We start from the raw sequence: 21819 nt of genomic DNA, 5'->3' as shown, positions 1-21819 counted from the left end.
CCGCCGTCATCCGGAGTTTGAGACCTCCGCATTGGCGGCTTCCGAGCGCAGGTAAGCCACCAGATCCGCTATCGGCAGCGGCCTGCTGATCAGATAACCCTGCACCTGGTCGCAGCCGAAACCGCGCAGCAATTCCAGTTGCCCGGTGGTTTCGACGCCCTCGGCGACCACTTCCAGGCTCAGGTTGTGGGCCAGCTTGATCATGGCGTTGACCAGCTTGCGGTTCTCTTCGCGTAATTCCATCTGCCCAACAAAGCCCATGTCGATCTTGAGCAGCGCAATGGGCAGGCTGTTGAGGTGCATGAACGACGAGTAGCCCGTACCGAAATCATCCAGCGAAAAGCGCACACCCAGCCGCCGCATTGCATCCATGGTCTGCAGGACCTGATCGCTGCGCCGCATGACGGCAGTTTCGGTCAGTTCGAACTCCAGCCAGTGCGCGTCGACGTCGAGTTCCTCGATGAGGCGGCTCAGTGTCGGCAACAACTGGCTGTCCTGAAATTGCCGGAACGACAGGTTGATCGCCATGTGCAATTGCGCAAATCCTTGCTCGCGCAGGACCTGCATGTCACGCAGTGCGCGGAAGATGACCCAATAGCCGAGCGGTACGATCAAGCCGCTTTGCTCGGCCAGTGGCACGAATTCACTGGGCGGCAGCAGCCCGCGCTCCTGGTGGCGCCAGCGCACCAACGCTTCCAGGCCGACAATGCGCCCGGTCTTCAGGCACAGCCGCGGCTGATAATGCAGCTCCAGTTCATCGCGGCGCAGGGCTCGTCGCAGCTCGCCTTCCAGATCGGCAAGGCTTCGGGCGTTGCGGTTGATGCGCTCGTCGAACAGATGAAAGGTGCAGCCCTGCATGCTCTTTGCCTGGCGCATGGCGATGTGGGCATGCCACATCAGCGGGTCTGTTTCGGGCCGGGCTTGTGAATGGGCAATGCCCAGGCTGCAACCCAGCAGCAGGCTTTCGCCATCGACCCAATAGGGTTCGGACAGCACGTCGGTAATTCGCTCGGCCAGTTGCATGGCGCGTGCAGGTGTCGTGCGGGTGTCAATCAGCAGGGCGAATTCGTCGCCGCCCAGGCGTGCAAGCTGATCGCCCGCAGCGAGCTGGTTTTTCAGGCGTGCCACGACTTGCAGAATCAGTCGGTCACCGGCCTGATGCCCCAGCGCATCGTTGGCTCGGCGGAAATTGTCCAGGTCCAGATGCCCCAGCGCCAGGCTGCCACCCTCGGCCAGACGCGCCGTCAACAGCGCCTGAAAACCCTGCCGATTGGCGATGCCGGTCAACGGATCCTGACCGACCAGACGCCGCAGGCTGTCTTCCAGGCGACTGCGCTCGTGGACATAGCGCAGGCAGCGCCGCAGCGCATCGCCGGTCAATGCATCGCGCACCAGCCAGTCACTGACGCCACTCGGTCCGACCAGCGGTTCCTTTTCGAGCAGCACCACGGTAGGCAGCAGGCAGGTTCCGGTTCTGGGCTGCAGGCCGGGCGTTGTCAGCAGCACGGTGTTGCGCTCGTTAGCGTACCCGGCGCTGAAGGCGTCCCAGTTCTCGCCATGCAGAAGTATTACGCTGCTGCCCGGCGCAGTGAGGCAATCGCGCAGCAGCGCGTGCCAGAAAGGCTCGTGCGCCAATAACAGCAATCGCAAGGGTTCGACAGGTGTAGGCAATCTAACTTCCTAAGTGCAAAGGAAAAACCGGTGGCCGCACTCCCGCTGGAGCGTGACAAATACACGTATCGTTGCGTCGCGGCGCAAATGTAACAAAAACAGAAGAATTAGATAGCGATCACTGTCTGGCTACGATGACCGCTGCACAAACCCGTGGGCCTGTTAAAATGCCCGACCTTTTTTACAGACGACTCTTCATACCGCCATGTCCCGACTCAATCCCCGGCAGCAGGAAGCCGTGAACTACGTCGGCGGCCCTCTTTTGGTGCTCGCCGGTGCCGGTTCCGGCAAGACCAGTGTGATCACCCGCAAGATTGCGCACCTGATCCAGAACTGCGGCATCCGTGCCCAGTACATTGTCGCCATGACCTTTACCAACAAGGCCGCGCGCGAGATGAAGGAGCGCGTCGGTACGCTGCTCCGAGGCGGCGAAGGCCGCGGCCTGACGGTCTCGACTTTCCACAACCTGGGTCTGAACATCATCCGCAAGGAACACACGCGGCTGGGCTACAAACCGGGTTTCTCGATCTTCGACGAGACCGACGTCAAGGCCCTGATGACCGACATCATGCAGAAAGAGTATTCGGGCGACGACGGTGTCGACGAAATCAAGAACATGATCGGTTCGTGGAAAAACGACCTCATCCTGCCTGCCGACGCGCTGGAAAACGCCCGCAACCCCAAGGAACAGACCGCCGCCATCGTCTACACCCACTACCAGCGCACGCTCAAGGCGTATAACGCAGTGGACTTCGACGACCTCATTCTGCTGCCGGTCAAGCTGTTCCAGGAGCACGCCGACATTCTGGAGAAATGGCAGAACAAGGTGCGTTACCTGCTGGTGGACGAATATCAGGACACCAACGCCAGTCAGTACCTGCTGGTTAAACTGCTGATCGGCTCGCGCCACCAGTTCACCGTGGTGGGCGACGACGACCAGTCGATCTACGCCTGGCGCGGTGCGCGACCGGAAAACCTGATGTTGCTCAAGGACGACTACCCGTCGTTGAAAGTGGTCATGCTGGAGCAGAACTACCGTTCTACCAGCCGCATCCTGCGCTGCGCCAACGTGCTCATCTCCAACAACCCGCACGCCTTCGAAAAACAACTGTGGTCCGAGATGGGCCACGGCGACGAAATCCGTGTCATCCGTTGCCGTAACGAAGATGCCGAAGCCGAGCGGGTGGCCATGGAGATCCTCACCTTGCACCTGCGCACCGACCGCCCGTACAGCGATTTCGCCATCCTGTATCGCGGCAACTACCAGGCCAAGCTGATCGAACTCAAATTGCAGCACCACCAAGTGCCTTATCGACTTTCGGGCGGCAACAGCTTCTTCGGTCGCCAGGAAGTGAAAGACCTGATGGCGTATTTCCGTTTGCTGGTGAACCCGGACGACGACAACGCCTTCCTGCGGGTCATCAACGTGCCGCGTCGTGAAATCGGCTCGACCACGCTGGAAAAACTCGGTAACTACGCCACCGAACGCAAGGTTTCGATGTACGCCGCCACCGAAGAAATCGGTCTGGGCGAGCACCTGGACAGCCGCTACACCGACCGTTTGCAACGCTTCAAGCGCTGGATGGACGGCGTGCGTCAGCAATGCGCACAGAACGATCCCATCGCCGCGCTGCGCAGCATGGTCATGGATATCGATTACGAGAACTGGCTGCGGCAGAACAGCTCCAGCGAAAAGGCCGCTGATTACCGGATGAGTAACGTCTGGTTCCTGATCGAAGCGTTGAAAAACACGCTGGAAAAGGACGAAGAAGGCGGCATGACTATCGAGGAAGCCATCGGCAAGCTGGTCCTGCGCGACATGCTTGAGCGTCAGCAGGAAGAGGAAGACGGTGCTGAAGGCGTGCAGATGATGACCTTGCACGCCTCCAAGGGCCTGGAATTTCCTTACGTGTTCATTATGGGCATGGAAGAAGAGATCCTGCCGCACCGCTCCAGCATCGAAGCCGACACCATCGAAGAAGAACGCCGTCTTGCCTATGTCGGCATTACGCGCGCGCGGCAGACTCTGGCCTTCACGTTCGCCGCCAAGCGCAAGCAGTACGGTGAAATCATCGACTGCGCGCCAAGCCGCTTTCTGGATGAGTTGCCCCCGGATGACCTGGCCTGGGAAGGCAATGACGACACCCCGACGGAAGTCAAAGCGGTTCGCGGCAATACCGCGCTTGCCGATATTCGCGCCATGTTGAAACGCTAGTCGACAAACGAAATTGATCATTTATTGCGCAATGGCGCAGTCTAGGAATTGAAGTGGAAGCACTGCACAAGAAGATTCGCGAAGAAGGCATCGTATTGTCCGACCAGGTGCTGAAAGTCGATGCGTTTCTCAACCATCAGATCGATCCGGCCTTGATGAAGGACATCGGTGACGAGTTCGCCCGTCTGTTCGCCGACGCTGGCGTGACAAAAATTGTGACCATCGAAGCTTCCGGCATTGCGCCAGCCGTCATGGCGGGTCTGAACATGGGCGTGCCGGTGATCTTCGCCCGCAAGCACCAGTCCCTGACCCTGACCGAAAACCTGCTGTCGGCGTCCGTGTACTCGTTCACCAAACAGGTGGAAAGCACGGTGGCGATCTCGCCGCGCCATCTAAGCAGCGACGATCACGTGCTGATCATCGATGACTTCCTCGCCAACGGCAAAGCCTCGCAGGCGCTGATCTCGATCATCAAACAGGCTGGTGCGACCGTGGCCGGGCTGGGGATAGTGATCGAGAAGTCGTTCCAGGGCGGCCGTGCCGAACTGGATGCACAGGGCTATCGCGTTGAATCGCTGGCGCGGGTCGAGTCACTGGCCGGTGGGGTTGTAACCTTCAAGTAAGCCCCTCGAGGGCGGACGCAGAGCGTCCGGAAAGGCATGCGACGCGGAGCGCCGCAACGATAGTTGCGATTATCGTTCCCACGCTCCAGCGTGGTAATGCAGTTCTCGACGCTCTGCGTCGCCAACAGGACGCGGAGCGTCCAGAAAGGCATGCGACGCGGAGCGCCGCACGATAGTTGCAGTTATCGTTCCTCACGCTTCAACGCGGAATGCCGAGGGCACGCAAACGTCGGTACAGGGTGCGTTCGCTCAGCCCCAGTTCTCTGGCCAGTTCGCTGCGCGAGCCGTTGAACACTCGCAGTGCATGGGCGAGTTTCTCCAGGCCGTCGTCCTGCTGGCGGTAAGTCACGCCACCCGCATCTTCGCCCTGGCCGCGTACTTCAGCGGGTAAATCCTGTACGCGAATAACGCCGTCATCGGTAAACAGGCGGGCGCGTTCGAGAATGTTGCGCAACTCGCGGATGTTGCCGGGGTAGCTGTACACACTCAGCAGATTCATGGCCGCGGGGTCGACACGCGGCGCAGCGCCCGGCGCGATGCGTTGCAGCAGGCTGTCGATCAGCAGCGGCAGGTCTTCACTGCGTTCGCGCAGGGCGGGCAGACGGATCGGGAAAGCGCTGATGCGGTAGAACAAATCCTGGCGAAAACTGCCGTCGGCGACCATCTCCTTGAGCGGTTTGTGGGTGGCCACCACCAGCCGAAAATCCGAGTGCACCGTTCGCAGGCTGCCCACCGGGCGGAAGCTGCCTGATTCGATCAGCCGCAACAGCTTGACCTGCATGGCCAGCGGTACCTCGCCGATTTCATCAAGGAACAACGTGCCGCCATGAGCGGCTTCGGCCAGACCGGTCTTACGCTGCAACGCGCCGGTGAATGCGCCCTTTTCATAGCCGAACAGCTCGCTCTCCAGCAGGGTTTCGGTAAGCCCGGTGCAATCGACCACCACCAGCGGCCCGGCGGATCTGGCGCTGCTGGCGTGCAGTGCGCGCGCGAACAATTCCTTGCCGGTACCCGACTCACCCTGCAGCAGTACGGGGATCTGTGCGGGCGCAGCGCGTTGCAAGGCACCCAGAACTTCCTTGAATGCCGCTGAACGACCGACCAGCCCGTGCTGCTGCGGCTGGACCGACGCCACGGCCACCGAACTCAGTCGCTCGACGTAGGCGATGACTTCACCCTCGTCATCGAGAATCGGCCGCAGTTCCACATCCACATGCTCGGGGCCGCGAGGCGTATGGTGAATATGCAGCAACCGCTCCGGAAGCCGCGTTTCGTGGGCCTTGCGCATCGGGCAATGTTCACCGGCCTGATCGCACGGCACCGCGAACTGATGCGACACCCGATAACACTTCTCGCCCACATGTGGCGTGCCTTCAACTCCGAACTGACGCTGATAGGCGGTGTTGGCCGCGATGATGTTGTAGTCGGTGTCCAGAACGATGGTCGGTCGCAGGTCATGTTCGAGGTATGACACCAGCGACTGCATGCGACTGCCGGGAAAATCGGTGGCAATGAGGGTCATGCTTGCTCCTGTAGATTGGTCGCAGCTTAACCCATCTCGCTGCCAGCTTATGCCACCGTCTGCCAAGTGACTGCCAGAATGTGGCAGTCAGTGCCTTGGCAACCCATCATGCGAGTTTTCCGCAGAATCCCTCAACGCCTTGTATTTACTATGCTCAACGGGTTTTCCGGCCGTTGGCATGGTTATTGAGATGTCATAGCAACGACTGCCAACCGTCCGGCCTGGCCAAACGGGCCTCAAGGCGATTTACAGCCATGGGAATTGCACATGATCATCGGTGAAAAACTTTATGTCGAAGCACTCTTCGACAGCCATACCTGGACCATCAGCTACCTGGTGATGGACCTGAACAGCAAGCAGTGCGCGCTGATCGACAGCGTGCTCGATTACGACCCCAAGTCCGGCCGCACCCGGACCGAGTCTGCAGACCGGATGATCGGCCGGGTACAGGCGCTGGGCGCCTCTGTGCAGTGGATTTTCGAAACCCATGTGCACGCGGATCACCTCTCGGCCGCGCCGTATCTGAAACAGCAGCTTGGCGGACAAATCGTCATCGGCAGCCACATCACCGCCGTGCAGGAAACCTTTGGCGCGCTGTTCAACGCGCCGTCTGACTTTGCCCGCAATGGCAGCCAGTTCGATGTGCTGCTGGAAGACAACGCCTCGTTTGCCCTTGGAACACTTCAGGTCAAGGCCATGCATACGCCCGGGCATACACCGGCATGCATGAGTTACCTGGTGCAGGTCGACGACAAAACCATCGCGTTTGTCGGTGACACGCTGTTCATGCCTGATTACGGCACCGCCCGTTGCGACTTTCCCGGAGCCGATGCGCGCACGCTGTACCGCTCTATTCACAAGTTGCTGGCGTTGCCGCCTGACACCCTGCTGTTCATGTGCCACGACTACCTGCCCAACGGTCGTGAGCTGAAATACATGACCACCGTTGCCGAACAGCGCGCCAGCAATATCCATGTTCATGACGGCGTAGATGAAGACGCGTTCGTCAGCATGCGTGAAGCCCGTGACGTGACGCTGGATATGCCCGTGCTGATGCTGCCTTCGGTGCAGGTCAACATGCGCTGCGGGCACTTTCCCGAGCCGGAAGACAACGGCGTCGTCTACCTGAAGATCCCGCTCAATGCTTTTTGACCGCTGCCCGCCTTGGGAAACCCTGTGATGAATGCTTCGACAACTACTTGTCAGATCCTGATCGTCGGTGGCGGTGCTGCCGGTATCGCCACTGCTGCAAGCCTGCTCGCCCGTGATGCTGCCCTGCAGATCACGCTGGTCGACCCTGCCGATACCCACTATTACCAGCCGGGCTGGACCATGGTCGGCGCGGGCATCTTCACGCCGCAGTCGACGGCACGCAGCATGGCGTCGCTGATTCCCCAAGGCGTGCAGTGGATCAAGGCCGCCGTGGCGACGTTCGAACCGCAGCACAATACCCTGACGCTCGCCGACGGGCGCACGCTTGGCTATCAGCAACTGGTGGTCTGCCCCGGCCTGAAGCTGGACTGGGCGGCCATCGACGGGTTGGTCGAGACGCTGGGTGCCAATGGCGTGACCTCCAACTATCGCTATGACCTGGCACCCTACACCTGGAAGCTGGTGCAGGGCTTGAAGCAAGGGCGCGCGCTGTTTACTCAGCCGCCCATGCCGATCAAATGCGCCGGTGCGCCACAGAAGGCCATGTACCTGTCCTGTGACCACTGGCTGAAAACCGGCCGTCTGGCACGGATCAATACGCAATTCTTCAACGCTGGCGGCGTGCTGTTCGGTGTGGCGGACTATGTACCGGCGCTGACGAAGTACATCGAGCGTTACGCCATCGACCTCAAGTTCAGCCATCGGCTGGTGGCAGTCGACGGGCCGGGCAAGCGCGCTACGTTTGTTCGTACGCATGCCGATGGCAGCAGCGAAACCGTCGAGCACAGCTTTGAAATGCTGCACGTGGTGCCACCGCAGATTGCCCCCGACTTCATTCGCAGCAGCCCGCTGGCCGATGCCGCAGGCTGGGTGGACGTGGACCCTGCAACGCTCCGGCACCGACAGTTCGCCAATGTTCATGGTCTGGGCGATGCCACCAATACCAGCAACGCCAAAACCGCCGCGGCCGCCCGCAAGCAGGCACCAGTGGTGGCCAATAATGTGCTGGTCGCGCTGGGTCGTCGAGATGAGTCCGCCGTGTATGACGGTTATGGCTCATGCCCGCTGACCGTCGAGAAAGGCCGGATCGTACTGGCTGAATTCACCTATGGCGGCAAGGTTGCGCCGAGCTTCCCGCGCTGGCTGTTGGATGGCCGGCAACCGACCCGGCTGGCCTGGTGGCTGAAAGAACGCGTGCTGCCCGCACTTTATTGGCATGGCATGCTCAAGGGACGTGAATGGCTGGCGAAACCGGAAAAGGCTGACGCCAGACATGGATGAGCATCAACTGCTGGGCGTTGGCCTGGGGGCGATTATTGGCGTGGTACTGGCGCTGACCGGCGCGGGCGGTGGCATTCTTGCGGTTCCGCTGCTGGTTTTTGGTCTTGGCCTGTCGATTGTCGAAGCGGCACCTGTCGGTCTGCTGGCCGTCGGGCTGGCGGCGGGAATCGGCGCGGTGCTGGGGCTGCGTCAGGGCATCGTCCGCTATCGAGCTGCCGGGTACATCGCATCCATTGGTGTGCTGATGGCACCTCTTGGCCTGTGGCTCGCCCATCGGCTGCCCAATACACCGCTGGCATTGGTCTTTTCGGTCGTGCTGCTGTACGCCTGCACGCGCATGTTCATCAGGGCCAGCCGCGAATTGCGTCACGGCCAACCGCCGCCGCGCGCAGAAATGCTGCCCTGCGTGCTCAACCCGCTGCAAGGCCGTTTGCGCTGGACCATGCCGTGCCTGCGCGCTTTGACGCTGACAGGCGTGGGTTCAGGGTTATTGTCCGGGCTATTGGGTGTGGGCGGCGGTTTCGTGATCATTCCGGCGCTGACCCGCTACAGCGATCTGAACATGAAAAGCGTTGTGGCGACGTCACTGGCGGTGATCGCGCTGGTCTCGACGGGCAGTGTCATTACCGCCTCACTGAGCGGGGTGATGCATTGGGCCGTCGGCGCGCCGTTCGCACTGGGCGCAGTCATCGGCTTGATAGCCGGCAGGCAAGTCGCCCGCTACCTCGCCGGCCCACGCCTGCAACAGCTGTTCGCCGTATGCGGCATTGTTGCCGCATTTATGCTGGCGTTGTCAGTGCGCTAACCGCCCGAGAACGCAGAGCGTCCAGAAAGGCATTCCCACGCGGAGCATGGGAACGATGAAAGTCTCGAGATCACTATCGTGCCAATGCTCCGCGTCACATGCCCGTGCTGACACCGCGCACTCAAGATCGGACGCAGAGCGTCCAGAAAGGCATTCCCACGCGGAGCATGGGAACGATGAAAGTCTTGAGATCACTATCGTGCCAATGCTCCGCGTTGGCATGCAGTTCGTGACGCTCCGCGTCACATGCTCGTGCTGACGCCGCGTAATCAAGATCGGACGCAGAGCGTCCAGAAAGGCATTCCCACGCGGAGCATGGGAACGATGAAAATCCCGAGATCACTATCGTGCCAATGCTCCGCGTCACATGCCCGTGCTGACGCCGCGCACTCAAGATCGGACGCAGAGCGTCCAGAAAGGCATTCCCACGCGGAGCATGGGAACGATGAAAGTCTTGAGATCACTATCGTGCCAATGCTCCGAGTCACATGCTCGTGCTGACGCCGCGCACTCAAGATCGGACGCAGAGCGTCCAGAAAGGCATTCCCACGCGGAGCATGGGAACGATGAAAATCCCGAGATCACTATCGTGCCAATGCGGAGCATGGGAACGATAGCCGGGGGCTGGACTTAAAGCTTTTGCCAGACCTTCGGTTTGAAGAACAGCGTCTCGCCCTTGGCCAGGCCTACAAGGCTGTCGTGGTCTTTTACCACTTCGGCCTCGATCAGTTCGCTCTGGCCTTCCACTTTCAGCGTGACCCGTGTTGTCGCGCCCAGCGGACGGATGTCGCGGACTTCGGCGGCGTGGTGGTCTTCGATTTCCTGACGCGACAACGACACTTCATGCGGACGGAACAACAGGTGCCCTTCCTCGCCCAGGCTCAGGCGGTTGGAGTCACCCAGGAAGTGGTAGACGAAGTCGTTGGACGGGTTCTCGTACACCTCGCCCGGCGAGCCGATCTGTTCGATCACGCCCTTGTTCATCACCACGATGCGGTCGGCCACTTCCATGGCTTCTTCCTGATCGTGGGTCACAAACACCGAGGTCAGGTTGATGTCCTCATGCAGGCGCGCCAGCCAGCGACGCAGCTCCTTGCGGACCTTGGCGTCCAGTGCGCCGAACGGCTCGTCCAGCAGCAGCACCTTGGGCTCGACCGCCAGGGCGCGGGCCAGGGCGATTCGCTGGCGCTGTCCACCCGACAACTGCTCCGGATAACGGTCGGCCAGCCAGTCCAGTTGCACCATGTTCAGCAGTTCGTGGACCTTTTCCGCTATACGCGTTTCGTTCGGGCGCTCGCGCTTGGGCTTCATGCGCAGGCCGAACGCAACGTTGTCGAACACCGTCATGTGGCGGAACAGCGCGTAGTGCTGAAACACGAACCCGACGTTTCGATCACGCACGTCATGGCCGGACACATCTTCGCCATGGAACACGATACTGCCGTCATCCGGGGTTTCCAGGCCGGCAATAATGCGCAGCAAGGTGGTCTTGCCGCAGCCTGAAGGGCCGAGCAAAGCCACCAGCTCGCCACTCTGGATGTCCAGACTGATGTTGTTCAGGGCCTTGAAGGCGTTGAAATTCTTGCTGACGTTACGGACTTCGATCGACATGATTATTCCTCCGCCGCGTTATGGCGCAGACGGTTAATGCGGGATTCGCTCCACTGCTTGAGCAGCAGGATGAACAGCGCCAGGATCAGCAACAGGCTCGCCACGGCAAAGGCTGCAACGTGGTTGTACTCGTTGTAGAGAATTTCGACGTGCAGCGGCAGGGTGTTGGTGACGCCGCGAATGTGGCCGGAAACCACCGACACCGCGCCAAACTCACCCATCGCCCGCGCAGTACACAGCACCACGCCGTAGATCAGGCCCCATTTGATGTTCGGCACCGTGACGTGCCAGAACATCTGCCAGCCGTTGGCACCCAGCAGCCGCGCCGCCTCTTCTTCCTGAGTACCCTGCTCCTGCATCAGCGGGATCAGCTCACGTGCAACGAACGGCACAGTGACGAAAATGGTCGCCAGCACGATGCCCGGCAGGGCAAAGACGATCTGGATATCGTGGTCCTGCAACCAGGGCCCGAACAGGCCCTGCGCACCGAACATCAGCACGTAGACCAGACCGGCAATGACCGGCGATACCGAGAACGGCAAGTCGATCAGCGTGACCAGAATGCTCTTGCCGCGGAACGAGTATTTACTCACGCACCATGCGGCGCTGACGCCGAATACCAGATTGAGCGGCACCGAGATCAGTACCGCAATGACCGTCAGCTTCAGCGCTGACAAGGCATCCGGTTCAAGGATTGCGGTAAAGAACGCGCCCAGACCGTTTTTCAGCCCCTGAGACACCACGATGAACAGCGGCAGGCCCAGAAACAGAACGAACACCAGCCAGCACAGGCCGATCAGAATACGTCGCGACACCGCGCTGCCACGACGGGCGGCGTTGGCAGAGGCGGCGGCTGAAACAGATGAATAAGACATGTTCTGCGCCTCCTCAGGATGGGGTTTCAATGCGCCGCTGCAGCAGGTTGATCAGCAGCAGCAGAATGAAGGAAACCACCAGCATCATCACGCCGATAGCGGTCGCGCCGGTGTAGTCGTACTGGTCGAGCTTGACCATGATCAGCAGCGGCAGGATCTCGGTTTTCATCGGCATGTTGCCGGCGATGAAAATCACCGAACCGTACTCACCCACGCCTCTGGCAAACGCCAGGGCGAAGCCGGTCAGCCAGGCAGGCAGCAAGGCTGGAACGAGGATGTGGCGAAACACCTGTAACGGACGCGCGCCCAGGCAGGCGGCGGCCTCTTCGACTTCGCGGGGGATGTCAGCCAGCACAGGCTGCACGGTGCGCACCACGAATGGCAGGGTGACGAACGTCAGCGCCAGGGTAATACCCAAAGGCGTGTAAGCGATCTTGAAGCCCAGGTCGGCGGCGAACTGCCCGACCCAGCCATTGGGCGCGTACAGCGCCGTCAGGGCGATACCGGCCACAGCAGTCGGCAGGGCGAACGGCAGATCGATCATTGCATCGATGATCTTGCGACCGGGGAAGGTGTAACGCACCAGCACCCAGGCCAGCAGCGTGCCGATCACGCCATTGATCAGGGCCGCATAGAAAGCGGTGCCGAAACTCAGCTTGAGTGCCGCTATCACGCGTGGTGCCGTGATGATGGTCCAGAACTGATCCCAGGTCAGCTGCGCGGCATGCACGAACATGGCGGCCAGCGGTATTAGCACAATCAGACTGAGGTACACCAAGGTGTAGCCCAGCGTCAGCCCGAAGCCGGGTATGACGGGGGAGATACGACGCGACATAAAAGTCCCTGGTTTCACTTGCACGAAGCCCGGACGTTAATCCGGGCTGCTTGACCCAACCTGCGATGCCACTCGCGCGGCATCCTCATTCGGTTATTGCGCTTGGTAAGTCTGGTCGAACACGCCGCCGTCATTGAAAAACTTCGGTTGCGCAGTTTTCCAGCCGCCAAAGTCTTTGTCGATAGTCACCAGATCAAGTTTCGGGAATTGCTTCTCGTACTTGGCAGCCACTTCGGCATCACGTGGACGATAGAAGTTTTTCGCCGCAATTTCCTGACCTTCCTTGCTGTACAGGTGCTTCAGGTATTCAGTCGCGATTTCAGTGTTGCCTTTCTTCTCGGCGTTTTTGTCGACTACGGCGACCGGAGGTTCGGCGAGAATCGACAGCGACGGCACGACGATGTCGAACTTGTCTTTGCCACCGTCTTCTTTCAGCGCCAGGAACGCTTCGTTTTCCCACGCCAGCAGCACGTCACCCTGACCGTTATTGACGAAGGTGATGGTCGAGCCGCGCGCACCGGTATCCAGAATCGGCACGTGCTTGAACAACGTCTGCACGTATTCCTTGGCCTTGGCTTCGTCACCGCCGCCCGCTTTCAGGCCATAGGCCCAGGCAGCCAGGAAGTTCCAGCGCGCACCGCCTGAGGTTTTCGGGTTCGGTGTGATCACCGAGACGTCTTTCTTGATCAGGTCGCCCCAGTCCTTGATGCCTTTGGGGTTGCCCTTGCGCACCAGAAACACGATGGTCGAGGTGTAAGGCGTGCTCGCATCCGGCAGGCGGGTCTGCCAGTTCTCCGGCAGGGTCTTGCCCAGCTTGGCGATTTCGTCGATGTCACCGGCCAGTGCCAGGGTCACGACGTCAGCACGCAGACCGTCGATCACGCCACGGGCCTGCTTGCCCGAGCCACCGTGGGACTGTTTGATCTCGACCTTGTCGTCCGGATGGGATTTTTTCCAGAAGTTGACGAATTCTGCGTTGTAATCCTGATAAAGCTCGCGTGTCGGATCGTAAGACACGTTGAGCAGTTCGTAATCCTTGGCAACAGCCGAACCTGCAAAAACAGCGCTGGCGAGAGCGGCCAGAGCGAAACGGCGAATGGACATAGATGAAGCTCCTGGAAATGCGGTGTGTTGGCTTTTTTAATTTCTTCTTGGCGCGTCAGAACGGCATCCGCACGGGCGCGCTGCTTTTTTCAGAGGAGGTATCAGGAGTCAGAATGAAACCCTCCGGTTGACCAGTCGGGTGATGCCGCTTCAGCTCTGCTTGGCAGCGGGGTTCTGCAAACGAAACTTTTCCTTGCGCTCGATCTGCACCACTTGTGCGTTGTGCACAGTGATTTCGACGGCACCAAAACGCAGGTCACGCAACGCACTCTGAATTTCACGCAGAATTGCTGCTTCGTCCTGACCGTCAACACTACGTAGAGATGCGCTCATTGCCTTATTCCTTGAAAGATGAGGAGCCGGCCGTCGCGACTGGGGGCGATGGCGTATGGCGGTAAGGCAATAATAGTGAGGTGCGGATATTCTTAAAAATACTATTTAAGAATGCAGATATAACCAAAAGAAATTTAGCGGTTCTAGATTTCGCCAGGATGCGTTGCACACCCTGGCAAGCCTTGCTCTGGCGGCTTCAGCCGGGCTGCTCGAAGACCGGTGCATGCGTCCAGTCTATCGCTTGCGCGACCATTGGCCGGGCAAACCAGTAGCCCTGGCCCAACTGGCAACCGTTGCTCAGCAGGAACGCAGCCTGATTCGCATGCTCGATGCCTTCAGCCAGCACCCGCATGCCCAGGCTGCCGGCCAGCGCGATAACCGCTTTCACAATCGCGATGTCGTCATCGTCGCCCGGCAGTCCAGCCACAAAACCCTGGTCGATCTTCAGCTTCTGAACCGGCATGCGCTTGAGCCGCAACAGCGAAGAATAACCCGTACCAAAGTCATCAATGGCCAGGCTCAGGCCCAGTTCGCGCAGGCGATGCAATTGTTCGATCGCCTGTTCGGGGTCTTCCATGACCGCGCTTTCAGTCACTTCCAGCTCCAGAAAGGCAGGCTCAAGCCCGGTCTCATGCAGTGCCTGTGCTACCCGACGGTCGAGGTCGCCATGATTGAACAGGCGGCTGGAGACGTTTACCGCGACGAACTCGACCGGTACACCTTCCGCCAGCCAGACCTTCATTTGCAGACAGGCGGTTTTCAAGACCCAGGCATCGATATCGGCGATCAGCCCGCTTTGCTCGGCAATCGGAATGAATTCCCCCGGCGAAACCATCCCGCGTTCGGGGTGCTGCCAGCGCACCAGCGCTTCTACACCGCGAATACGACGGGTGACAAGGTCATGAACCGGCTGATAGAAGACCCGCAGTTGTTCCAGTTCGACGGCCTGACGCAGCTCGTAGGCCAGTTGCACGCGCTGCTGGGCGTGAGCAGTCAATTCCTCGGTGTACAGCGCATAACACTCACGACCGTCGCCCTTGGCCTTGAACAGCGCCGAGTCTGCATTGCGCAACAGTTGCTCGGCGGTCAGCGCATCGCCGGGGAACAGGCTGATGCCAATGCTGGCAGTCACAAACAGCTGATGCGCGGCAATCGCGAAAGGTGCCTTGAGCGCATCGATCACCTGCTGTGCCAGTGCGGCAGCCTGAACCATCTGCGAGCAATTCTTGATCAACAGGGCGAACTCGTCGCCGCCCGGACGCGCCAGTGTCATTTCGTTGCCGGACATGCTCTTGAGCCGCTCGGCGACGGCCCTGAGCACATCGTCACCCACGTTGTGGCCCAGGCTGTCATTGATGTTCTTGAAGTGATCCAGGTCGATCAGCAACAGTGCGCAGCCGCGTTTGCTGGCCCGCGCCGAAGTCAGCGCCTGGCTGATGCGATCGGTCAGCAGCAGGCGATTGGGCAAATCGGTCAGCCCATCGAAGTGGATCAACTGGGCCAGCTCCTGCTCGGAGCGCTTGATGGCCGTGATGTCGGAGAACACCGCTACAAAGTGCCTGGGTTGGCCGTCGTCGCCCATAACGCTGCGAATGGTCTGCCATTGCGGGTAGATCTCGCCGCTTTTGCGCCGATTCCAGATCTCGCCGCTCCACTGGCCCTCGCTGATGATCGAGTGATACATCTGTTTGTAGAACTCCGGGCCGTGTCGGCCGGACTTGAATTTGCTGGGGTTGAGGCCCAGCACTTCTTCGGCCTGATAACCGGTGATATCGACGAAAGCGCGGTTGACGTGAACGATGTGGCCCTGCGCATCGCTTACCAGCACCCCTTCGCGGGTGCTGTCGAACACCGCTTCCGCCAGTCGCAGCCGGTCGTAATCGGTTTGCTGGCGCTGAAAAAGCGCATCGCCGCCGATAAGGCTCCTCAATCTGTAACGTGCGATGAAGATCATGACCGCGCTGAGCAACACCCAGCTGTAACCGGTCATCAGTTGCCAGAACGCCAATCGAGCGGGTTGTTCGATGAAAAAGGGCAGCAACAGGTCGCACGTCACAAACCACAAAATGGACAGCAGCCCATACAGGACGGCCGTTCGCAGCGCGCCAAGGGAGTAATCTGACATCGGAAACGAAGAACCTCAGGTAAAGCCGGAATTATAAAGCAAGAAACATCCTGCGACTCTTATCTGAAAGGGTGACTGGTTTTCTGTGGGATGTCAGTGATAATGCGCGTCGTAACTTTTTTCTTCATGAGTATCTTTACGAGGGCCAAACAGCCTATGTGGTACAACGGTTTGCTCGACCTTTCCGTCTGGCAGGTAATAGCAGTCACGCTGGCGATGACCCATGTGACTATTGTCGGCGTCACGGTCTATCTGCACCGCTACTCAGCCCACCGCTCGCTTGAGCTCAATGCGGGGCTGAAACACTTCTTCCGTTTCTGGCTGTGGCTGACCACTGCCCAGAACACCCGCGAGTGGACAGCCATCCACCGCAAACACCACGCAAAATGCGAAACCGTCGACGACCCGCACAGCCCGGTCGTCAAAGGCCTGTCCACCGTACTGCGCAAAGGTGCCGAGCTGTACCGCGAAGAAGCTCAGAACCAGGACACTCTGCGTATCTACGGCAAGAACTGCCCGGAAGACTGGATCGAGCGCAACCTGTATTCGCGCTACAAGCTGCTGGGTATCGCCTTGATGGCGGTCATCGACGTGGCACTGTTCGGTGCGCTCGGTATCACCGTGTGGGCCGTCCAGATGATGTGGATTCCCTTCTGGGCTGCTGGCGTGGTCAATGGCCTTGGCCATGCCGTCGGCTATCGCAACTTCGAATGCCGTGACGCGGCGACCAATCTGGTGCCCTGGGGTATCGTGATCGGCGGTGAAGAGCTGCACAACAACCACCACACCTATCCCAACTCGGCCAAGCTGTCGGTCAAGCCCTGGGAATTCGACATGGGCTGGGCGTGGATCAAGCTGTTCAGTTTCCTGCGCCTGGCCAAAGTCCAGCGGGTCGCGCCCATCGCCCATCGGGTCGAAGGCAAGGGCCACATGGACATGGACACCGCCATGGCGATCCTCAACAACCGTTTCCAGATCATGGCGCAGTATCGCAAGCTGGTAATTGCGCCGCTGGTTACCCAGGAACTGGCCAAGGCCGATGAATCGGTGCGTCATCAGTTCCGTCGCGCCAAACGGCTGCTGTCACGTGAGACCAGTCTGCTCGATGAAAAGCATCACTTGCGCATCCAGACCATGCTGGAACACAGCCATGCGTTGAAAGTGATCTACGAAAAGCGTCTGGCGTTGCAGCAGATCTGGGTCAAGACCAGCAGCAATGGCCATGACATGCTTTCAGCCATCAAAGAGTGGATTCACGAGGCCGAAGCCAGCGGCATTCACTCGCTGCGTGAGTTCGCCGACCAGCTGAAAACCTACTCGCTGCGCCCTGCCCACGCCTGATACCGTTGATCGGCGCGCCTCCCGTAGGTGCGCCGGTTCCGGAACTTATCCCCTGCCAATCTATCTCATCAACTTTCCCGCCAAACGGGATAGGGCACGGCACTGGCCGTAACGCTTGAGATGGATCTTATGGAAAAGCAGTCCCCTACCTCCCTACCCGGCACGCCGATCACTGATATGCCCGCAGCCGCAGAAACCCTGTTAGCCCTGATGCACGCCCAGGCAGAAGTTGCCCGCCTGAGCGAGCGTGAACAACTGTTCAGCTCATTGCTGGTGAGCGTGAACGCTGTTCTGTGGGCGTTTGACTGGGAAACCCAGCACATGATTTACGTCAGCCCGGCGTACGAGCGTATCTTCGGCCGCTCGGCGGGCTTGTTGCTGGCCGATTACAGCGAGTGGCGCGACAGTATCTATCCGGATGACCTGAACTACGCCGAGCGAAGCCTCAACGAGGTAATCGAGAAAGGCTCGGTCGAGGACCGCGAGTACCGAATCATCCGTGCGGACGGTGAAGTGCGCTGGCTCAGCGACAAATGCTTCGTCAGCCATCGCGCCGACGCCAGCCAGCGTCTGATCGTAGTGGGCATCGCCGAAGACATCACCGACAAGAAACACCTCGAGGATGAGCTGCAACGCCTGGCAACCACCGACGTGCTGACCCAGAGCAGCAACCGTCGGCACTTTTTCGAATGCGCCCAGCGCGAGTTCGAGCTGGCTCGCCTCAACGGCACGCCGCTGGCCTTTCTGCTGCTGGATATCGATGACTTCAAGTTGGTCAACGACACCTACGGCCATCAGGAAGGCGATACCGTGCTGCAACGCATCGCTGAAAGTGGCCGCTCGGCACTGAGACGTGGTGATTTGTTCGGGCGTATCGGTGGCGAAGAGTTCGCAGCGGTATTCCCAGGCTGCGCGCCGGATATGGCCATGCAGATCGCCGAGCGCCTGCAACGCGAGATCCAGCGCCAGAACTTCCAGTCAGGCGGCACCACCTTCAGCATCACCGCCAGCCAGGGCCTGACCAACCTGGGCCCGGAAGACCCAAGTCTGGAAACCCTCTACGGCCGTGCCGACGCCGCCATGTATCAGGCCAAGCGCCAAGGCAAGAATCAGATCGTGCTGGTCTGAAATGCCTTTTCGAATGTAGAAAGCACGACTGGTCCTTCGCGAGCAAGCTCCCACAAGTGCGCACACAGCATCAAGCCCTGTGGGAGTCTGCGGTGCCCTGTAGGAGCGGACTTGTCCGCGAAGAGGGCGGTACATTCAATGCATTGGCTGCGTTTGGAATATAGCCTTCGCGAGCAAGTTGGCTCCCACGGAAGCGCGCACGGCATGACGCCCTGAGGGAGCGGCTGGGCGGCGATCCGCCTTGCTCGCGAAGGCGTCAGTCGGGTTTTACTTCTCGGACGAACCCTGTACAGCGGCTGCCGGATCCTCGATTACAGCGGGCTCTTCGGCAGGTGGTTCAGGTGTCAGGTCCAGCAAATCAGGCTCGTCTTCCCCCTCAACCGTCTCGGCAGCCATTTCAGGTTCGGTCGGCAACGGTTTCAACAGGCTTGGGTCAGTCACGCCGGTCAGTTTCTTACGCAAACGCTGCAAGTCACCGACGCTCAGCTTCAACAGCTTGGCCGACTTGGTCTTGATCAGCGTGTTAACACTCTCTTCCTCGCCCAGGCGTGCCATCTGCCCCGCCAGGTTCATTGCCAGTACTTCGCGAGTGAAGATACCGGTGTTGTACTGATACACCGCAGCGATCAGCTCACGCAGTTCCAGCGGCAAACGCCAGCGGGTGCGCAGAGCGGAACCGAAGGCAGCGGAATACTGCTCCAGCGATTGTTTGATCACGTCTTCATTCAACTCGCCACCGGCCAGCAGCCACTCCTGCAAACAACCCAGCACAGCAAGATCGCCCAGTGACTGCAGCAGACCGGCGCAGAAGCAACGCTCTACATCCAGCTCCAGCATGCCGCCCAGAATGCGTGCGTAATCAGCCGTGCGCTGCGACATGGTCCAAAGCTCACTGGCCTGGGCCAGCAACGCGTCGCTGGTCAGCACGGCCATACGTTTCTTGGCCAGGCCTGATGCGATATTTGCGCCCTGCACCGGCCCGAGAATGGCCAGCGCCCCGCCCATGGTCTGCACCGGCTTGCCCAAATGTTGCGCGGCACTGTTGGCGGCGGCGATCAATACAGCGGTGATGTGCGGATCGTTGCGCAGTTCCTGCTCCAGCAAGGCAGCGTCGATGCCGTTGGCGGTCTGGCTGAGTTTTATCGCCGTCGCGACATCGACGAACAGCGGCGCGCCGTCAGCCACGTCACGGCGCTTGTCGAGAAACTTGGTCAGCGTCAAACCCGGCGTCAGCGCGGGCACTGCGCCCGCAACCGGGGCCTGACGTTCCAGCAGCAGGCTTTCCAGACGCTGGCGTAGCCCTTCGGTATTCAGGGGTTTGGTCAGATAAGCCGTCGGCGCCAGTGGCAAGACCTCACGCACGCTGGCGCTGTCGTTGCGATTGCTGATCAGAATGAACGGGATGGCAGGCTGACGACGCAGGTTGCGTACGCCACGCAACAGGCTCAACCCGTCAATCCCCGGCAGCTCGCGTGCGGCGATGATCAGGTCAGGCAGTTGTTTCTTCATCCACTCGACGGCCTGCTTGCCATCGGTACACATTTCCAGGTCGACGTCCGCTCGCACACCCAGCACCAGATCGCTAAGTGTTTCGCGAACCCACGGATCAGACTCAGCAATCAATACGCGAGGTACCGCGGGCAAATCTACAGCAGTCATCATGACTCTCCGACATCGATGCGTTCACCTTAGCCAAAGCCTTCGTCCGGATATAGCAAAAAGAGCGAAATACCCTGTTCCAGACCAAAAAAAACCCGTCGAAACGGGCTTTTTTTGTCTGTTTGGTCATAAATTAATCAATTTACGACTTCACACTTTTTACGCGATTTCAGCGAAGCATTCTTCCAGAATGGCCAGCCCACGAGTCAGCAATTCGTCTTCAGCGGTCAACGGTACCAGTACGCGCAACACGTTGCCGTAAGTACCGCACGACAGCAGGATCAGACCCTTGTCACGCGCCTTGGCAACCACCTGCGCCACTGCCGCAGCGTTAGGCTTGTGCGAATCGCCGTCTTCGAACAGCTCGACGGCGATCATCGCGCCCAGCGCACGCACTTCGCCGATGACCGGGTACTTGGCCTGAATGCCCTTGAGCGCAGTCACCAGACGCTCGCCGACTGCCTTGCAACGGTCCAGCAGGTGCTCTTCTTCGAAGATATCCAGCACCGCCAACGCAGCAGCGCAAGCAACCGGGCTACCGGCATAGGTGCCGCCCAGACCGCCCGGTGCGATGGCATCCATGTACTCAGCCTTGCCGCACACGCCCGCCAGCGGGAAGCCACCGGCGATGGACTTGGCGAAGGTGGTCAGGTCAGCCGCAACGCCCATCTGCTCCATCGCGAAGAACGTGCCGGTACGGCCAGCGCCGGTCTGCACTTCGTCAGCGATCAGCAGAATGCCGTGCTTGTCGCAAAGCTCGCGCAGACGCAGCATGAACGCCTTTGGTGCCACGTAGAAACCACCTTCGCCCTGAACCGGCTCGATGATGATTGCAGCGATGTCCTTGGGCTCGGCGTCGTTCTTGAAGATGCGCTCGATGCTGGCGATGGAATCGTCAACGCTCACACCATGCAGCTCGCAAGGGTACAGCGCGCGGAAGATACCGCCCGGCATCAGGCCCATGCCCGCCGAGTAAGGCACAACCTTACCGGTCAGGCCCAGAGTCATCATGGTGCGACCGTGGTAAGCGCCGGTGAAGGCGATCACGCCCGCACGGCCAGTGGCAGCGCGCGCGATCTTCACGGCGTTTTCAACCGCTTCGGAGCCGGTGGTCACCAGCAGGGTTTTCTTGTCGAAATCACCCGGCACTTTGGCGTTGATCTTCTCGCACAGCTCGACGTAAGGCTCGTAGGCCAGCACCTGGAAGCAGGTATGGCTCAGCTTGGTCAGCTGCTCTTGCACGGCAGCGATGATCTTCGGGTGTAGGTGACCGGTATTCAGAACGGCAATGCCGCCCGCGAAGTCGATGAATTCACGACCCTCCACGTCGGTAACGGTCGCGTTCTTCGCCGAAGCTGCGAAGATCGGGTGGATCTGACCAACGCCACGCGGGACGGCAGCGTGGCGGCGTTGCATCAGGGATTCGTTAGTCTTGCTCATGTATTCCTCATTCGCCGCTCATCGGTCGGCGTGGGTCAAGGATCAAGCGGACCGGATCAACTGCGGCAGCATACGATGATCGACTGCTGCAGCCTTCAG

The 21819-nt window shown here is 59.9% G+C and carries 17 protein-coding genes; 7 read left to right on the top strand and 10 right to left on the bottom strand.

The window, feature by feature from the left end:
- Positions 1 to 6 precede the first annotated feature (6 nt).
- A complete protein-coding gene (locus RGM3321_RS21710) occupies positions 7 to 1671 on the bottom strand; it encodes a bifunctional diguanylate cyclase/phosphodiesterase (protein ID WP_244394778.1) in 1665 nt (554 codons plus the stop codon).
- Between the two features lie 205 nt (positions 1672 to 1876).
- Between RGM3321_RS21710 and rep the strand changes: the two genes are divergently transcribed.
- Positions 1877 to 3886 (top strand): DNA helicase Rep, encoded by a 2010-nt coding sequence (gene rep / locus RGM3321_RS21705; protein WP_004660029.1) that lies wholly within the window; start codon positions 1877 to 1879, stop codon positions 3884 to 3886.
- A 53-nt stretch (positions 3887 to 3939) separates the two neighbouring features.
- A complete protein-coding gene (locus RGM3321_RS21700; RefSeq protein ID WP_244394777.1) occupies positions 3940 to 4509 on the top strand; it encodes a xanthine phosphoribosyltransferase in 570 nt (189 codons plus the stop codon).
- A 199-nt stretch (positions 4510 to 4708) separates the two neighbouring features.
- Here the strand turns inward: RGM3321_RS21700 and RGM3321_RS21695 are convergent, their stop codons facing one another.
- The gene (locus tag RGM3321_RS21695) at positions 4709 to 6031 is read right to left on the bottom strand and encodes a sigma 54-interacting transcriptional regulator (RefSeq protein WP_244394776.1); all 1323 of its coding nucleotides are present in this window, start codon (positions 6029 to 6031) and stop codon (positions 4709 to 4711) included.
- Between the two features lie 267 nt (positions 6032 to 6298).
- On the opposite strand from RGM3321_RS21695, the gene RGM3321_RS21690 reads away from it, so the two are divergent.
- Genes RGM3321_RS21690 through RGM3321_RS21680 form a run of 3 tightly spaced genes read left to right on the top strand, consistent with a single transcriptional unit; the run spans position 6299 to position 9269 of the window.
- Positions 6299 to 7183 (top strand): MBL fold metallo-hydrolase, encoded by an 885-nt coding sequence (locus RGM3321_RS21690; RefSeq protein WP_244394775.1) that lies wholly within the window; start codon positions 6299 to 6301, stop codon positions 7181 to 7183.
- A gap of 27 nt (positions 7184 to 7210) precedes the next feature.
- A complete protein-coding gene (locus RGM3321_RS21685) occupies positions 7211 to 8464 on the top strand; it encodes an FAD/NAD(P)-binding oxidoreductase (protein ID WP_244394774.1) in 1254 nt (417 codons plus the stop codon).
- Positions 8457 to 9269, top strand: a complete 813-nt coding sequence (locus RGM3321_RS21680) for a sulfite exporter TauE/SafE family protein (protein WP_244394773.1) — start codon at positions 8457 to 8459, stop codon at positions 9267 to 9269. The genes RGM3321_RS21685 and RGM3321_RS21680 overlap by 8 nt, the downstream gene beginning before the upstream one ends.
- A 630-nt stretch (positions 9270 to 9899) precedes the next feature.
- Here the strand turns inward: RGM3321_RS21680 and RGM3321_RS21675 are convergent.
- From RGM3321_RS21675 to dibA, 6 genes are all read right to left on the bottom strand, one after another.
- Entirely contained in the window at positions 9900 to 10880 is a 981-nt protein-coding gene (locus RGM3321_RS21675; RefSeq protein WP_002551393.1) for a sulfate ABC transporter ATP-binding protein, read from the bottom strand.
- 2 nt (positions 10881 to 10882) lie between these two features.
- Positions 10883 to 11755, bottom strand: a complete 873-nt coding sequence (cysW, locus tag RGM3321_RS21670) for a sulfate ABC transporter permease subunit CysW (RefSeq protein ID WP_002551394.1) — start codon at positions 11753 to 11755, stop codon at positions 10883 to 10885.
- Between the two features lie 13 nt (positions 11756 to 11768).
- Entirely contained in the window at positions 11769 to 12590 is an 822-nt protein-coding gene (gene cysT, locus RGM3321_RS21665) for a sulfate ABC transporter permease subunit CysT (RefSeq protein ID WP_003421596.1), read from the bottom strand.
- A gap of 93 nt (positions 12591 to 12683) precedes the next feature.
- On the bottom strand, positions 12684 to 13694 hold the full coding sequence (locus tag RGM3321_RS21660; protein ID WP_244394772.1) for a sulfate ABC transporter substrate-binding protein: 1011 nt from the start codon (positions 13692 to 13694) through the stop codon (positions 12684 to 12686).
- A gap of 150 nt (positions 13695 to 13844) precedes the next feature.
- Complete coding sequence (oscA, locus tag RGM3321_RS21655) at positions 13845 to 14027, bottom strand: sulfur starvation response protein OscA (RefSeq protein ID WP_002551397.1); 183 nt, start codon at positions 14025 to 14027, stop codon at positions 13845 to 13847.
- Between the two features lie 196 nt (positions 14028 to 14223).
- Positions 14224 to 16152, bottom strand: a complete 1929-nt coding sequence (dibA, locus tag RGM3321_RS21650) for a phosphodiesterase DibA (RefSeq protein WP_244394771.1) — start codon at positions 16150 to 16152, stop codon at positions 14224 to 14226.
- A 156-nt stretch (positions 16153 to 16308) separates the two neighbouring features.
- On the opposite strand from dibA, the gene desA reads away from it, so the two are divergent.
- Complete coding sequence (gene desA / locus RGM3321_RS21645; protein WP_244394926.1) at positions 16309 to 17493, top strand: delta-9 fatty acid desaturase DesA; 1185 nt, start codon at positions 16309 to 16311, stop codon at positions 17491 to 17493.
- A gap of 129 nt (positions 17494 to 17622) precedes the next feature.
- Complete coding sequence (locus tag RGM3321_RS21640; protein ID WP_244394770.1) at positions 17623 to 18621, top strand: sensor domain-containing diguanylate cyclase; 999 nt, start codon at positions 17623 to 17625, stop codon at positions 18619 to 18621.
- A 267-nt stretch (positions 18622 to 18888) separates the two neighbouring features.
- Here RGM3321_RS21640 and RGM3321_RS21635 read toward each other — a convergent pair whose 3' ends face one another.
- Both RGM3321_RS21635 and gabT read right to left on the bottom strand, forming a co-directional pair.
- Entirely contained in the window at positions 18889 to 20283 is a 1395-nt protein-coding gene (locus RGM3321_RS21635; protein WP_244394769.1) for a response regulator, read from the bottom strand.
- 156 nt (positions 20284 to 20439) lie between these two features.
- Positions 20440 to 21720 (bottom strand): 4-aminobutyrate--2-oxoglutarate transaminase, encoded by a 1281-nt coding sequence (gene gabT, locus RGM3321_RS21630; protein ID WP_005732800.1) that lies wholly within the window; start codon positions 21718 to 21720, stop codon positions 20440 to 20442.
- Between the last annotated feature and the right edge of the window lie 99 nt (positions 21721 to 21819).

This window comes from Pseudomonas sp. RGM 3321 (assembly GCF_022836805.1).
GTDB lineage: Bacteria > Pseudomonadota > Gammaproteobacteria > Pseudomonadales > Pseudomonadaceae > Aquipseudomonas.
The sequence above is the reverse complement of the archived record's forward strand: the minus strand, read 5'-3'. Positions and strand labels throughout refer to the sequence as shown.